Genomic DNA, 14,369 nt, shown 5'->3' on the forward strand with positions numbered 1-14,369 from the left:
GACGGTCGCCTCAGGCCACGGGTGCGCTGGTTGCTACGACGTTGACGAGGAACGCCTTGAATTCCGGCGTCTGCGTGTTGGCATCGCCCACCGAGGGGGTGAGCGTGTTGGCGCCATAACCCTTCCTGGCCTGTCCGGTGAAGCCCCAGTGCAAGGGCACGCCGATCACATGCGTGGCCTTGCCATCGACGATCAGTGGCTTGATCCGCTTGGTGACATAGGCCTTGCACACCACGTCGCCGCGCTTGGACGAGACCTTGACCCAGCCCCCCTGGGCAATCCCCTTTTCCTTCGCCAGCACCTCGCCGATCTCGACGAATTCTTCCGGCTGCAGGATCGCGTTGATCAACGCGTGCTTGGTCCAGTAGTGGAAATGCTCGGTGAGGCGGTAGGTGGTGGCGACGAAGGGGAAGTCCTTGCGATCGCCGAACATGGCGCGGTCGTCGTCGAACACGCGCGCGACCGGGTTGGCCCGCACGGATGGATGCAGCACGTTGTCGACGGGCGATTCCATCGGCTCGTAATGCTCGGGGAACGGCCCCTCGGCCATCAGGTTGCGGGCGAACAGGCGGCCGACGCCTTCGACGTTCATGATGAAGGGGCCGTCGTTGGCGGACGGTGGTTGGGTGGCGACGTAATCCGGTACGTCGATGCCGGTCCACTTCGTCCCGTTCCATTCGACGATGGGCTTCTTCGGGTTCCACGCCTTGCCGTCTGGATCCGCGCTGGCCCGGTTGTAGAGGATGCGCCGGTTAGCCGGCCACGCCCACGCCCAGTTCGGCGCGATGCCTTGCTCGCGCGGATCGGTCGCGTCGCGCCGGGCCATCTGGTTGCCCTTCTCGGTGAAGCTGCCGGCGAAGATCCAGCAACCGGACGCGGTGCTGCCGTCGTCGCGCAACTGGCCGAAACCATCGAGTAGCGTCCCCGCCTTGGTCGTCACGTTGCTGGCCGGGTCGGTGATGTCGGTGAGCACGCGCCCGTTCATCTCCTTTGACAACTCTTCCGGGTCGGGCTCCCACGGATCGGTGTATTTCCAGGTCATGTTCATGAGCGCATCGGGGAAGGCACCGCCTTCCTTCGCGTACAGCGCGCGCAGGCGCTGGAACAGGCCGGTCATGATCCAGATGTCGGAGCGGGCGATACCCGGCGGATCGGCCGCCTTCCAGTGCCATTGCAGCCAGCGCGAGGAGTTGACCAGCGAGCCGTTTTCCTCGGCGAAGCAGGACACCGGCAACTGGAAGACTTCCGTCTGCACCTCGTGCGGCTTGTTCGGGTTCTGCGGGCCGAAGTCCTGCCAGAACCGCGAGGTCTCCGTGTCCAGCGGATCCATGGTCACCAGGAACTTGAGCTTGCCCAGGCTGCGCCGGATCTTGCCGCGATCGGGGAAGGCCTGCAGCGGGTTGAAACCCTGGCAGATGTAGCCGGTGAGCTGGCCCTTATCCATCATCTCGAAGGCCTTGATGATGTCGTAGAGCGGGATATCCAGCTTGGGCAGCAGGTCGTAGCCCCAGTTGTTCTCCTGCGTGGCGTGGTCGCCGTAGATCGCCTTGAGGAAGCTGACGACGAACTTGCGGGTGTTCTGGTAATAGCTGGTCTGGCCCTCGCGCAGCGGCTTGAACAGCTTGGACTTCATGTATTCGTCGAAGCTGGTTTCCTTGTCGTTCGGCAGCGTGAGGTAGCCCGGCATCTGGTTGGAGAGCAGGCCGATGTCGGTCAGTCCCTGGATGTTGGAATGCCCACGCAGCGCGTTCATGCCGCCGCCGGCGACGCCGATGTTGCCGAGCAGCAGCTGCACCATCGCCATGGCACGGATGTTCTGCGCGCCCACGGTATGTTGCGTCCAGCCCAGCGCGAACAGGCTGGTCATCGCGCGATCGGGCGCCGCGGTGCTGGCGATCATTTCGCAGATGTGTTCGAACTTGTCCTGTGGCGTGCCGCAGATCCGCGAGACCATCTCCGGCGTGTAGCGGGACACGTGCTGCCTGAGCAGGTTGATGACGCACCGCGGGTCCTGCCAGCTATCGTCCGCCCTGGCGAAACCCTTGTCGTCCAGTTCGTAGTCCCACGACGACTTGTCGTACACGTGCGTCTGGTCGTTATAGCCGGTGAACAGGCCATCGCTGAAGGCGAAGCCATCTTTCACGATCAGGCTCGCGTTGGTGTAGGCCTTGACGTAGCGGTGCTGGATCTTGTCGTTGGTCAGCAGGTAATGCATCAGCCCGCTGAGGAAGGCGATGTCGGTGCCGGGACGGATCGGCGCGTAGTAATCCGCGACCGAGGCGGTGCGCGTGAAACGCGGATCGACCACGATGAGCTTCGCACCGTTCTCGATCTTCGCTTCAATCACCCACTTGAAGCCGCACGGGTGCGCCTCGGCGGCGTTGCCACCCATGACGATGACGATGTTGGCGTTCTTGATGTCCTGCCAGGTGTTGGTCATCGCACCGCGACCGAATGATGGGGCCAGACTGGCCACCGTCGGTCCGTGTCAGACGCGCGCCTGGTTGTCGAACACCACCATGCCGAGGGCTCGGGCGACCTTCCAGGTGAGGTAGGCCGTTTCGTTGGACGACGCCGACGCCGCCAGCATGCCCATGCTGGTCCAGCGGTTGACCGTGGCGCCATCGGCGTTGGTGGTCATGAAGTGCTTGTCGCGGTCGTCCTTCATCAACCGCGCGATGCGGTCGAGCGCGAAGTCCCAGCTGACCTCCCTGAACTCCGTGCCGCCGGGTTCGCGGTAGCGCGGCGCTTTCAGGCGGGTGGGCGCGTGGACGATATCCAGCAGTGCCGAGCCCTTCGGGCAGAGCGTGCCGCGGTTCACCGGGTGGTCCGGGTCGCCTTCGATATGGGTGATGTCCGAACGGGCATTCTTGGCCTTGTCGCCCATGCTGTAGATGAGGATCCCGCACGCCACCGAGCAATAGGTGCACGTGTTGCGGGTCTCGGTCGCATGGGTGAGCTTGAACGGTCGCACGGCGGCGGCTTGCGCCACGCCGGATGCGCCGAATCCAATCATGCCGAGGCTCGACGCGGCGAGCCCCATGCCCGTTAACTTGATGAACTCGCGGCGGGTGAGTGCCATCGCAAGAACTCCCGGGAAACCTGGCTGGACGTCCGCCCCGAGGGGGCGGAGGCTGGCTGGAACGGTAGCTTGACTGGGCCGCGCCGGTTACGGCACGACTCCATGGTAACGCTAGCACGATCGCGGGAACCCACGCGCGCAAAATCTGACCCTGCCGAACTGGCTCAATGGAACCAGTTGTCGTCGCAGGCTTTTGCGGCTTACCATCGGACGAATCCGGCAGCGGGCCGGGGGGCCACGCCCCGGACGACAGGGGAGTCGCCATGGAATGCATCAGCCGTGCCGGAAGGCCGGGCAGGGATCACGTAGCGACGCCGGACGGCGACGCGTGAGGCGCCACGCCAAGCCCGTGCGGGAGCGCTGGGACGATGCGCTCAGCCGCGTGCGCTGGGACGATTTCGAACGGCGCGTCGGCGATTATTACGCGAGCCAGGGCTATCGCGTGGAGCACAGCGGCACCGGCAATGGTGCCAGCCAGACGGACGGCGGGGTCGATCTCCGTCTCTACCTCGACGATGCGTTCATCGTGGTCCAGTGCAAGCACTGGAATGCGTTGCAGGTGCCGCACAACCCGGTGCATGAACTGATCGGGGTGATGCATACCCAGGGTGCCACCGGCGCCATCTTGGTCACGTCGGGTGAGTTCACCCGCGCCGCGCTGGATTCGGCCGCACGCTTCCCGGGCATCACGCTGGTCGACGGCCCCGCCGTCCGCCGGATGATTGGCCCGATCGCGGAAGATTTCATGCGCACGCCCCCGCCGCCCCCGCCGCCGTCGTGGGCACCGCGCCATGCGACCCACCGTGGTGCGCGTCCGGGCAACGTCCGCGCGGCCGGCCTTTACGCCTTCGCGGCCCTTGCCGTGGTCGCAAGCGTCTTCATCTGGTCGTCGCTGCTGCAGCGTATCGCCGGGCAAGCACAGGACACCCGCGCCGTGGCGAGTATCCGCCCCCCGGCCACGAGTTTTCGACTTCCCGTCGGGTCGCCGCCCCATGTATCGGCGCGGCCGCGCATGCCGTCGTATGTCGCGGCATCGACGCCGCCGATCACCCATCCGGACGGACGGCCTGCCGCCACGGGCGACGTGCCCCGGAACGCCGTCGACCTCAAGGCATGGGAGCGGCAGAACGCCGAGTCGATGAAGATCCTGGAAAAGACCACGCCGGCATTGCAGTCGCCCTAGGTCGGGCGGTGCTTCATTCAATCCACCACACGGTGCGGGCAGGCACCCACGCAGCAACATCCACCCACGAAGGATTACTTGTGAACGTACGTGCTTACCTGATCGGCCTGCTTGTCTTCGTCTCCTCCGGCGCAGGTGCGCAGAGCACCGCTGGCTCCATCTTCGGGCACGGCCCTGCCGGTGCATCGGTGACCGCGGTGAGCTCGAATGGCTCGCAGCGCCACGCCACGATCAACAGCAGTGGTCGCTATTCGCTGACGCCGCTGCCGATGGGAACCTATACGGTCAAGCTTGAGAAAGACGGCAAGCTGGTCGACACGATGAAGAATGTGCCGATCGTGGTGGGACGCGGTCGGGAGGTGGATTTTGCTTGTGAGAACGATAAGTGCGATGCGGGGAGTTGAGGGGCGGGGTGATTGGGGTGGGGTGATTGGGTTGGGGTGATTGCCGGGTGACCGGGTGGTCGCGCACAGGTGCGCTCCTACAGAGAGCGGGAGAGAGGAGCGCACCTGGGTTGGGTTAGCGCATGCCGCCGGCGGCGAGGATGGTTTCGCCGGTGACCCAGCCGGCATCGTCCGAGGCGAGGAAGGTGACGACCGGGGCGATGTCGGTGACCTGGCCAATGCGGCCCAGCGGGGTCTGGCCTTCGGCCCATGCCTGGAAATCGGATCCGACGAAGCCCGCGGTGTGGGTGCCCTCGGTCTCGACCATGCCCGGGTTGACCGAGTTCACGCGGATGCCGCGCGGGCCCAACTCACGCGAGAGCACGCCGGTGATCGCATCCAGCGCACCCTTGGTGCCGGTGTAGATCGCGGTTTCCGCCGGGACGAGGCGGGTCACGCCGGAACCGATATTGATGACGCTGCCACCCTTGCCCAGGTGCGGCGAAGCGGCGCGCGTCACCAGCAAGGGGCCGAGCACATTGGTGTCGAACATGCGGCGATACAGCTCCTCGGTGGTCGCTTCCACGGGGGCGAACGCGTAGACGCCCGAGTTGTTCACGACGATGTCGAGGCGGCCGAAGTTTTCGATCGCGGCGGCGACGAGCTTCTCCGCATCAGCCTGTTTGGTGACATCGGCACCGACCGCCACGGCCTTGCCACCCGCGGCCTTGATCTCGGCAACGACCTTCTCCGCGCCTTCCTTGCTCGATGCGAAGTTGACGACGACGCTGGCGCCGTCGGCGGCCAGCGCCTTCGCGATGCCTGCGCCGATGCCCTTGGATGCGCCGGTCACGATGGCGACCTTGTCTTTGAGCTTGCTCATGATGTTTCCCTGGATGTGGTGGTCGCCCCGACATGGGTCGCCTGCCGTCATCTTTGGGGCCGTGGCGCAACGCTCGGTATGCCGTGCCGGGGAAAAGCTGCTTTGCCCGGTGGGCACGGGTCGCGTGCCCGAACGATGTGAAAAAACGGTGGCGCGCCGAAAGCGCGATGGCGGTCACGCTTGCAACGGGGCCGCAACCGGCACGATGGATCTGCCTGGCGCCCCCCGGAATCCCCCATCGCCAGGCCCAGCGCCGTCCGGACCATCAGCCGGAACGGCGCTTTTTTTCGCCCGGATAAAACTATTTATTGGCCAGGCCCTTGAAAGCCGTGCCTGGCGGTCATAGAAGTACGAGCATAATTCAACTGCTGAAGGTGCTCCCGTGTCCGCTGTCATCGATTCGCCGGCCGTCCCGGCGCGGCGTAGCAAGCCGCTCAAGCTCATCGCCGGTGCCGTCGTGGCGCTGGGCGCCGTCGCCTATGGCGTTCACTGGTGGACTACCGGCCGCTTCATCCAGGACACCGACGACGCCTATGTCGGCGGCGACGTCACCGTGATCGGGTCCAAGGTGCCGGGCTACGTCCAGCTGGTGGCAGTCACGGATAACCAGGCCGTGCACAAGGGCGACCTGCTGATCCGTATCGACGACCGCGACTACCGTGCCGCCGCCGCGAAGGCCGATGCCGCCGTGGCGGCCGGCGAGGCGGCACTGCGCAACCTCGACGCCGTTGCCGCCTTGCAGGAGAGCGTCATCCACCAGGCCCAGGCCGGCATGGCCGCCGCGGATGCCGAAGCCACCCGCGCCCGGCTCGACGACACCCGCTACGGCGACCTGGTCAGCCGCTCGGCGGTGTCGGTAGAAAGCGCCCAGCGCGCTCGCGCGGCGGCACAGACGGCCGACGCTTCGCGGCAAAAAGCCAGCGCCGCCGTCGAAGCGGCCCGCCGCGAACTCGATGTCATCGACACGCAGAAGCGCCAGGCCGAGGCGGCGCTGGCACAGGCGCGTGCCCAGGCCGACAGCGCGCACCTGGATCTGTCCTACACGGAAGTGCGCGCACCGGTCGACGGGACGATCGGCAATCGCCGTGCGCGGGTCGGCGCCTACGTCGGTGCCGGTAGCCCGATGCTGGCGGTGGTGCCGGCGCATGGCCTGTGGGTGGATGCCAACTTCAAGGAAGATCAGCTGGCCCGGATGAAAGTGGGCGAGGCGGTGGACATCCGCGCCGACATCCTGCCGGGTCGGGCGTTCCGCGGGCACATCGCATCGCTCGCACCGGCCACCGGCGCCCAGTTCAGCGTGCTGCCGCCGGAGAACGCCACCGGCAACTTCACCAAGATCGTCCAGCGCGTGCCGGTGCGCGTGGTGCTGGACGGTAGCGACGGCGATCTCGGCGTGTTGCGCCCGGGCCTTTCGGTCACGGCGACTGTCGATACCAAAGCGCCATGAGCCCGATTGCCCACCTCACCCCGGGCCAGAAGATCTTTGCCTTCGCCAGCATGTGCGTGGGCATGTTCATCGCCTTGCTCGACATCCAGATCGTCTCGGCATCGCTGCGTGACATCGGCGGCGGCCTTTCGGCTGGTGCTGACGACACGGCCTGGGTCCAGACCAGTTACTTGATCGCCGAGATCGTGGTCATCCCCTTGTCCGGCTGGCTGTCGCGGGTGTTCTCGACGCGCTGGCTGTTCGCCTTTTCCGCCGCCGGTTTCACCCTCACCAGCCTGCTGTGCGGACTGGCCTGGGACATCCAGAGCATGATCGTCTTCCGCGCCGCGCAGGGTTTCCTCGGCGGGTCGATGATCCCGATGGTGTTCACCACGGCCTTCGTTTTCTTCGAGGGCAAGCAGCGCGTCATCGCCGCCGCGACCATCGGTGCGCTGGCCTCGCTGGCGCCGACCCTCGGGCCGACCCTGGGTGGCTGGATCACCGACAACTTCTCCTGGCACTGGCTGTTCTTCATCAACCTGGTACCCGGCATCTTCGTCACGCTTGCCGTACCGGCACTGGTGAAGATCGACGAGCCCGACCTCGCGCTGCTGAAGGTGGGTGACTGGGTAGGCATCGCGCTGATCGCGGTGTTCCTCGGTTGCCTGGAATACACCCTGGAGGAAGGCCCGCGCTGGAACTGGATGGAAGACTCCGTGATCCGGACCACCGCCTGGGCCGCCGCGATCGCCTGCGTGCTGTTCATCTGGCGCGAGCTGACGGCGAAGCATCCAGTCGTCGACCTGCGCGCGCTGAAGGATCGCAACTTCGCGCTCGGTTCGTTCTTCTCGTTCGTCACCGGCATCGGCCTGTTCGCGACCATTTACCTGACGCCGCTGTTCCTGGGGCGGGTCGAAGGCTATAGCGCGTTGCAGATCGGCAAGGCGGTGTTCTCCACCGGCGTATTCCAGATCCTGACCATCCCGGTGTACGCCTTCCTCGCCAATCGCGTGGACCTGCGCTGGCTGTTGATGGTCGGCCTCGCCATGTTCGCCGTCTCGATGTTCGAGTTCACCCCGATCACGCATGACTGGAGCAGTGTCGAACTGCTGTTCCCGCAGGCCCTGCGTGGCGCGGCCCAGCAGCTGTCGGTGCCACCGGTGGTGACGCTGACGCTGGGTAGCCTGCCACCGGCGCGCCTGCGCCAGGCATCGGGCTTGTTCAACACGATGCGCAACCTCGGCGGTGCGATCGGCATCGCTGCCTGCGCCACGATCCTCAACGACCGTACCAACCTGCATTTCCAGCGCCTTGCCGAGCATCTCACGCCAGCCAACGAAGCGATGAACAGCTTCCTGGGCAGCGTGGACAGCGCCGGCCAGGCGTCCACCGCCGCGCTCCGCCAACTCTGGCAGCTGACCTTCCGCGAAGCCCAGACGATGACGTACAGCGATGCATTCTTTTCCATCATGGTCTGCTTTGTGATCGCAACGGCGATGGTGCCGTTGATGCGCAAGGTGCAACCGCCCAAGGGTCCCTCCGCCGATGCGCACTAAACTCCTCCCCCTGTTGTTCTCCCTCACGCTGGCCGGATGCACGGTCGGCCCCGACTACGTCAAGCCCAGCCTGCCGGTCGCTTCCACGTGGAACCAGCAGGGCGCGCTGGACCAGCGCGTCGCCGCCGCGCCGGCGCCCACCCTGGATACGTGGTGGAACGGCTTCGGCGATCCCGAACTGGCGACCATCGTTTCCCGCGTCGTGGCACAGAACCTCGACCTCGCCGCGTCGGCGGCGCGCGTCGACCAGGCCAGCGCTGCCGCCCAGCACGCGCACGCGGACCGCCTGCCGCAGGGAAGCCTCGACGGCACGGCGGCACGCCTGCGCCAGTCCGAGCGCAGCCCGCTGGGCAAGCTCGCCAGCCCGACCCCGGGATACGAGCGCAACCAGACCTACGAAGACCTCGGCGTGGGTGCGAGCTGGGAGCTTGACCTTGCCGGTGGACTGCGCCGCGGCGATGAATCGGCGAACGCGTCCTACCAGGCCGCCGAAGCCACGCATGCAGGTGTCCGTATCACCCTGGTGGCCGAAGCCGCCGACGCGTACTTCCGGGTGCGTGGTGCACAGGCGCGCATCGCCATCGCCAACGAGCAGATCGGTAACGAACAGGGCCTGGTCGACCTGGTCCAGTTACGCCTTGACCACGGCCTTGGCACGGTGCGCGAAGTGGCGCAGGCACAGGCCCTGCTGTTGCAGGCGCAGGCGACGGTCCCGCCCTTGCAGGCCGAGCTGGATACCCAGCTCAACCGGCTCGACGTGCTGATGGGAGCGGCGCCCGGCACCTACGCGAAGGAAATCGCCAGCTCCACGCAGCCGTTCCAGATCCCCACCGTGGACGGCGCGGGTGGGCCCGCGTCGCTGCTGCGTCGCCGCCCCGACGTGATCGCCGCCGAACGCGAACTGGCGGCCAGCAATGCACGGATCGGCGTGGCCTTGTCGCAGTACTATCCCTCGGTCTCGCTGTCGGGCCTGCTCGGCTTCGCGTCGCTGGATAGTGGCAAGCTGTTCACTGGCTCCGCGCTGCAATCGCAGGGCGCGCTCGGGCTGCACTGGCGGTTGTTCGATTTCGGCCGCGTGGATGCCGAGGTAAAGCAGGCCCGCGGGGCGAATGCCGAGGCACTGGCGCGCTATCGTGGGCAGATGCTGAAGGCGACCGAAGACGTGGAAAACGCGATCGTGTCGCTGACCCAGCTCGAGGCCCAGCATGCCGTGCTGGTCAACGAAGTGGATGCCCATGTGCGCGCCCGCGACGCGGCGCAGGATGCGTACAAGGGCGGTGCGGTGAGCCTGCTCGAAGTGCTGGATGAAGATCGCCAGCTGCTCGGATCGCGCGACCTGCTGGCCCGCGTGCACACGGACGATGCGCGTGCCGCGGTCAGCGCGTTCCGCGCACTGGGTGGTGGTTGGGATGCTCCCGCGGACGCGGTGGCCGACGTCAAGAGGTGATCCATGCGTTACGCGAAAGACCACAAGGAGAAGACCCGCCAGCGGATCATCGAGACCGCGGCGCAGAACTTCCGCGAGAAAGGCTTCGAAGGCGAGGGCATCGCCTCGGTGATGCAGGGCGCAGGCCTGACCAATGGCGCGTTCTTCAACCACTTCAGCTCGAAGGAAGACCTGGCCCGCGAAGTCATCGCCTTTGCCATGGCCGAGCGACTGGACTTCGTCAATGCCAAGCTCGACAACGGCGAGGGCGTGCAGGGCTACATCGCGTCATACCTGTCGATTCGCCACCGTGACCATCCGGAGCACGGCTGCCCCATGGCCACGCTGGCCACCGACATCGCCCGGCGTGCGCCACCGGTGCGCGAGGCCTTCTCCGCGGGCCTGAACACGCTGGTCGACCGGCTGGCGACGGAGTGGCCGCAGCTGGGCGACGTGGAAGCGCGTGCGCGTGGCTTCGCCCTGTTCAGCCTGCTCAATGGCTGCCTGCAACTGGCGAGGGCGACCGACGACGAAGCCCTGTCGGCAGAGATCCTGGCTTCGGGCAGGCGGGCCGCGAAGCAGCTGGTGGAGGCGCCGGCGGATTCAGCCTGAGCGCATCCGGGCCTCGGCGATGCGGTTCTTGCCGGTCGCCTTGGCCTCGTACAGCGCATCGTCGGCGCGTCGCACCAGGGCCAGCGGATCGACGCCGTGCAGCGGTGCCTCGGCAATACCGACGCTGAGGGTGACGTGCAGCGGCACGCCGTTCCAGTAGAACGGCTGGCTGGCGGCTTCGACGAAGGCCTCGGCACGCACCGTGGCCTCGCGCAGCGAGATCGGCGGGGCGAGCAGGGCGACGAACTCGTCACCGCCCAGGCGGCACACCGTATCGGCCTTGTGCGTGCGCAGGAGCAGGCGCTCGGCGAACTGCTTCAGCAACTCATCGCCGGCCGCATGCCCATGTGCATCGTTCACCGTCTTGAAGCCGTCCAGGTCCATGTAGAGCACGGCGAGGCTCTCGCCCGCCTTCAGGTGTGCGAGCGAGGCTTTCAGCCGCTCCTCGAACACCAGCCGGTTCGGCAAGCCGGTCAATGCATCCGATTCCGCCAGCTGGCGCATGCGGTCGGCGACCGAGCGAGCGATCGAGACGTCGCGCAGGACCAGCACCCCACCGACCACGTGGCCGTCGCGGTCGCGGATCGGTGCGGCGACGTCTTCGATGTCCAGCCTTGAGCCATCGGCCAGCAGCAGCTGGCGCGATTGCAGCATGTCGACCACGCGCTCCTCGGCGATCGCGCGCATCAGCGAACTCTCGCTGGGATGGTCATGTGCGTCGCGCAGGTGCACCACCGAATCGACCGGCATGCCACGCGCACGCATCGCCGGCCGCAGTAGCAACGCTTCTGCGCGCTGGTTAAGGAAGGTGATCGCGCCGCTGGTGTCGGTGGTCAGCACCGCGTCGCCGATCGAATCCAGGGTGACCTGGGCCAGTTCCTTCGCGGCGTAGAGGCTTTCTTCCAGCCGCTTGCGCTCGCTGACGTCGGTGACCATGACGTAGAAACCGCAGAAGCGCCCCTCTTCGTCGAGGTCGGGGGTGTAGCTCACGTCGCCGGTGAAGTACTTGCCGTGCAGGTTCATCTGGTTCATTTCGAAGCGGATGGCCTGGCCGAGGCGAACCCGGTTGAGCATCGGGGCGAGGCGCTGGTAGTTGAGCTCGCCGAGGAACTCGCGCAGGGTCATGCCGATCCGCGGCGCCGCGTCGCCGAACCACTGGCGATAGGTGGCATTGACGAAACGGTAGGTTTCGGTCTCGTCCATGCGTCCGATCAGGGCCGGCACCGAGTCGGTCATCCGGCGCATGCGCCGGCGTGACTGGTCCAGTTCGTCCTGCAGCATGCGCGCGCCGGTGATGTCCTGCAGCACGGCGACGAAGCCGCTGGTGTCGCCGTCGACCTGCACCGGGGTGGCGTGTGCGTGGGCCCAGATCAGCAGGCCGTCGCCGCCACGGAAGCGGAACACCTGCTCGAAGCGTTCGCCGCGGGTGACCAGGCCTCGCCAGGCGTCGACGACCCGGCCCTGGTCGGCGGGCTCGATGTTCTCGCGGATGAACGTGGCCACGTCCTGCCCGCTGCGCTGGCCGACCCAGGCATGCGCCTGGGCATTCAGCCACAGTGGCACGCCGTTGGCGTCAACGTGGAAGACGGCCAGCGGCGCGGCGTCGGTGAAGGCATGCAATTCGGCCCGGCCCTGCTGCATGGCCGAGAGCGCGTCGCGCAGGCTGCGCAGGAGCGTGCGTGCCGTGCTCCGCGAACGGCGCAGGGTCACCACCGACCAGACCACCAGGCCAAACAGGGCGAAGCCAGCGACCGAGAGCACCAGGTCCTGACGCGACTGGCTGTGTTGCAGGCGGGTACGCTCGTAGGCGGCAAGCGCCGCGATGTCGTGGGCAACGGCATCGTTGCGGGCCTGGTAGTCGCTGCCCATCATCTCGGCAATGCGGCGGTCGCGGTCCACGCCGGCGGGCTGCGCGAGCAGGGGCGCCGCGGTGTCGATCCGGGCCTGGACGCTGCGGACCAGGGCGCCGACCAGCGAGGTTTCCTGGGCGTCCTTGGCCAGCGTGGCCTCCAGCGTCGCGACATGGCCGCGCGCGGAGGCGATCGCCTTCGCCCAGGCCGCTTCGGCGTTGGGATCGTTGCGCAGCACGCGGGCGCCCACCGCGACCCGCAGGTCGTGGATGTCGGCACTGATGGCGTTGGTGACCAGCAGGACTTCGTAGCGCTTGCCGACCTGGCGCTGGGCGGTGAGCAGGCCCAGGGCCGTGGCGACCCCGGCCAGCGTCAACAGGACCACCAGCGCCACGCTGGCCTTGATGCTGCGGTCGACGAGGCGGCTCAGGCGTGCGTGGCGCTCTTGGGGCATGAAGGCTTCGATGGCGTGTTTGCGGCGAATCTAGCAAACCAGCGCGGGAAAGGCTTCGCTTTTTTGGCGAAAGCGTGACCTTCACCCATGTGACCCCGGCCTATGCAGAAACACGCGCGGCCTACACACCCGACGCGGAAGATCGTCCGGGCGCAACCCCGCGCTGCCCGACCCCGGAGCACCCCATGACCAAGGCACCCCACAAAGGCGACGCCGTGAGCTGGAAAAGCTCGCAGGGCGAGGTCAAGGGCAAGGTGGTCAGGAAGGTCACCACGACCACGAAGATCAAGGGCCATGTCGTTGCCGCCAGCGAGGACAACCCCGAATACCTGGTCCGCAGCGACAAGACCGGCGCGGTGGCGGCGCACAAGCCCGAGGCCCTGAAGAAGCGCTAGGGCCGGCGGGTTCGCCTTGGATGACCTGCTAGCGCCTAGGCCTGGCGCGGGCGGTGTCGCGCAGCTCGACCCATGTCGGCGCGTGGTCGCTGGCTTTTGGCAGGTCGCGGACCCAGCGGTCGACCCCGGCGTTCTTCATGCGTCTGGCCAGGTCGGCCGAGAGGAGCAGGTGGTCGATGCGCAGGCCTCGATCGCGAGGCCAGTGCTGCCGGAAATAATCCCAGAACGTATAGATGCGCGCATCCGGATGCATCGTCCTTAGGGCATCGGTCCAGCCCTGGGCGAGCAATCGTGCGTACGACTCGCGCGACTCGGGCTGGAGCAGGGCATCGCGCCGCCAGTTTTTTGGATCGTAGATATCGTTGTCGGTCGGCACGACGTTGTAGTCGCCGGCGAGGACGATGGGGTAGCCGGTGTCGAACATCGGCTTCGCGTAGGCGATGAGTCGCTCGAACCAGGCCAGCTTGTAGTCGAACTTCGGGCCTGGACGTGGGTTGCCATTCGGAAGGTAAAGACAGCCGACCAATACGCCGTGGGCGAGTGCTTCGATGTAGCGACTGTGCACGTCCTTGTCGTCGCCGGGCAGGCTGCGCCGGCTTTCGATGGGATCCTCGCCACGCGAGAGGATGGCGACGCCATTCCACGAGGCCTGGCCCGACCACACCGCACCGTAGCCGGCGTCATGGATAGCCTGCAGGGGAAACGCCTTGTCCTGCGCCTTTAGTTCCTGCAGGCAGGCGACATCGGGTTGCTCGCGTTCGAGCCATGCGAGCAGGTGCGGCAACCGTGCAGTGATGCCGTTGACGTTGAAGGTCGCGATCTTCATGCCGCGAATGTCGCGCCGCCAGCGTCGACGGTGGGTGACGGCAGCGCATGGTGAATGGGTCCGTCACGGCAGGGGCACCCGACGTGCAGGGAGGGCTTCGGAGACTGCACGTTCTCCCACGAAGAACGGAGGCCGCCATGGCCAACGAGAAGAACGCCCCGGAAAAACATACCGGCCAGAACGACGTGCCGAAGGATCCGCGCCAGCCGACGCGCGAACGCGAAACCGACTCGTCAGGCGATGCCGTGGACGGTTCGGGTGAAGACAACAAGCGATCGAAAGATTGAGCCGAC

Annotated in this window: 13 protein-coding genes; 8 read left to right on the forward strand and 5 right to left on the reverse strand. The window is 66.7% G+C overall.

Annotated features, from left to right (window positions below; translation table 11 throughout):
- Window positions 1-10: 10 nt before the first annotated feature.
- Window positions 11-2,476, reverse strand: a complete 2,466-nt coding sequence (gene fdnG, locus KPL74_05200; protein ID QWT21398.1) for a formate dehydrogenase-N subunit alpha — start codon at window positions 2,474-2,476, stop codon at window positions 11-13.
- A 12-nt stretch (window positions 2,477-2,488) separates the two neighbouring features.
- On the reverse strand, window positions 2,489-3,082 hold the full coding sequence (locus KPL74_05205) for a molybdopterin-dependent oxidoreductase (GenBank protein QWT21399.1): 594 nt from the start codon (window positions 3,080-3,082) through the stop codon (window positions 2,489-2,491).
- A gap of 328 nt (window positions 3,083-3,410) precedes the next feature.
- On the opposite strand from KPL74_05205, the gene KPL74_05210 reads away from it, so the two are divergent.
- Window positions 3,411-4,265, forward strand: a complete 855-nt coding sequence (locus KPL74_05210) for a restriction endonuclease (protein QWT21400.1) — start codon at window positions 3,411-3,413, stop codon at window positions 4,263-4,265.
- A gap of 80 nt (window positions 4,266-4,345) precedes the next feature.
- Window positions 4,346-4,669: a carboxypeptidase-like regulatory domain-containing protein gene (locus KPL74_05215; GenBank protein QWT21401.1), complete on the forward strand. Its 324-nt coding sequence runs from the start codon at window positions 4,346-4,348 to the stop codon at window positions 4,667-4,669.
- 115 nt (window positions 4,670-4,784) lie between these two features.
- Here the strand turns inward: KPL74_05215 and KPL74_05220 are convergent, their stop codons facing one another.
- Window positions 4,785-5,531 (reverse strand): glucose 1-dehydrogenase, encoded by a 747-nt coding sequence (locus KPL74_05220; protein QWT21402.1) that lies wholly within the window; start codon window positions 5,529-5,531, stop codon window positions 4,785-4,787.
- Between the two features lie 382 nt (window positions 5,532-5,913).
- On the opposite strand from KPL74_05220, the gene KPL74_05225 reads away from it, so the two are divergent.
- Genes KPL74_05225 through KPL74_05240 form a run of 4 tightly spaced genes read left to right on the forward strand, consistent with a single transcriptional unit; the run spans window position 5,914 to window position 10,551 of the window.
- Window positions 5,914-6,978, forward strand: a complete 1,065-nt coding sequence (locus KPL74_05225) for an HlyD family secretion protein (GenBank protein QWT21403.1) — start codon at window positions 5,914-5,916, stop codon at window positions 6,976-6,978.
- Window positions 6,975-8,513, forward strand: a complete 1,539-nt coding sequence (locus KPL74_05230) for a DHA2 family efflux MFS transporter permease subunit (protein ID QWT21404.1) — start codon at window positions 6,975-6,977, stop codon at window positions 8,511-8,513. The genes KPL74_05225 and KPL74_05230 overlap by 4 nt, the downstream gene beginning before the upstream one ends.
- On the forward strand, window positions 8,503-9,960 hold the full coding sequence (locus tag KPL74_05235) for an efflux transporter outer membrane subunit (GenBank protein QWT21405.1): 1,458 nt from the start codon (window positions 8,503-8,505) through the stop codon (window positions 9,958-9,960). The genes KPL74_05230 and KPL74_05235 overlap by 11 nt, the downstream gene beginning before the upstream one ends.
- A 3-nt stretch (window positions 9,961-9,963) precedes the next feature.
- Window positions 9,964-10,551, forward strand: a complete 588-nt coding sequence (locus KPL74_05240) for a TetR/AcrR family transcriptional regulator (protein QWT21406.1) — start codon at window positions 9,964-9,966, stop codon at window positions 10,549-10,551.
- Here KPL74_05240 and KPL74_05245 read toward each other — a convergent pair.
- A complete protein-coding gene (locus tag KPL74_05245; GenBank protein QWT21407.1) occupies window positions 10,543-12,855 on the reverse strand; it encodes a diguanylate cyclase in 2,313 nt (770 codons plus the stop codon). The two genes, KPL74_05240 and KPL74_05245, sit on opposite strands and share 9 nt — an antisense overlap.
- A 185-nt stretch (window positions 12,856-13,040) precedes the next feature.
- Between KPL74_05245 and KPL74_05250 the strand changes: the two genes are divergently transcribed.
- The gene (locus tag KPL74_05250) at window positions 13,041-13,250 is read left to right on the forward strand and encodes a DUF2945 domain-containing protein (GenBank protein QWT21408.1); all 210 of its coding nucleotides are present in this window, start codon (window positions 13,041-13,043) and stop codon (window positions 13,248-13,250) included.
- Window positions 13,251-13,278: 28 nt separating this feature from the next.
- Here the strand turns inward: KPL74_05250 and xth are convergent, their stop codons facing one another.
- Complete coding sequence (xth, locus tag KPL74_05255; GenBank protein QWT21409.1) at window positions 13,279-14,076, reverse strand: exodeoxyribonuclease III; 798 nt, start codon at window positions 14,074-14,076, stop codon at window positions 13,279-13,281.
- A 137-nt stretch (window positions 14,077-14,213) separates the two neighbouring features.
- On the opposite strand from xth, the gene KPL74_05260 reads away from it, so the two are divergent.
- Window positions 14,214-14,363: a hypothetical protein gene (locus KPL74_05260; protein QWT21410.1), complete on the forward strand. Its 150-nt coding sequence runs from the start codon at window positions 14,214-14,216 to the stop codon at window positions 14,361-14,363.
- The last annotated feature ends 6 nt before the right edge of the window (window positions 14,364-14,369 follow it).

The organism is Bacillus sp. NP157 (assembly GCA_018889975.1).
Lineage (GTDB): Bacteria > Pseudomonadota > Gammaproteobacteria > Xanthomonadales > Rhodanobacteraceae > Luteibacter.

Coding starts and splice junctions, on each gene's coding strand:
- KPL74_05205 (QWT21399.1), bottom strand. CDS start 3,082: ATGGCACTCACCCGCCGCGAGTTCATCAAGTTAACGGGCATGGGGCTC.
- KPL74_05250 (QWT21408.1), top strand. CDS start 13,041: ATGACCAAGGCACCCCACAAAGGCGACGCCGTGAGCTGGAAAAGCTCG.
- KPL74_05220 (QWT21402.1), bottom strand. CDS start 5,531: ATGAGCAAGCTCAAAGACAAGGTCGCCATCGTGACCGGCGCATCCAAG.
- KPL74_05230 (QWT21404.1), top strand. CDS start 6,975: ATGAGCCCGATTGCCCACCTCACCCCGGGCCAGAAGATCTTTGCCTTC.
- KPL74_05240 (QWT21406.1), top strand. CDS start 9,964: ATGCGTTACGCGAAAGACCACAAGGAGAAGACCCGCCAGCGGATCATC.
- KPL74_05260 (QWT21410.1), top strand. CDS start 14,214: ATGGCCAACGAGAAGAACGCCCCGGAAAAACATACCGGCCAGAACGAC.
- KPL74_05245 (QWT21407.1), bottom strand. CDS start 12,855: ATGCCCCAAGAGCGCCACGCACGCCTGAGCCGCCTCGTCGACCGCAGC.
- xth (QWT21409.1), bottom strand. CDS start 14,076: ATGAAGATCGCGACCTTCAACGTCAACGGCATCACTGCACGGTTGCCG.
- KPL74_05235 (QWT21405.1), top strand. CDS start 8,503: ATGCGCACTAAACTCCTCCCCCTGTTGTTCTCCCTCACGCTGGCCGGA.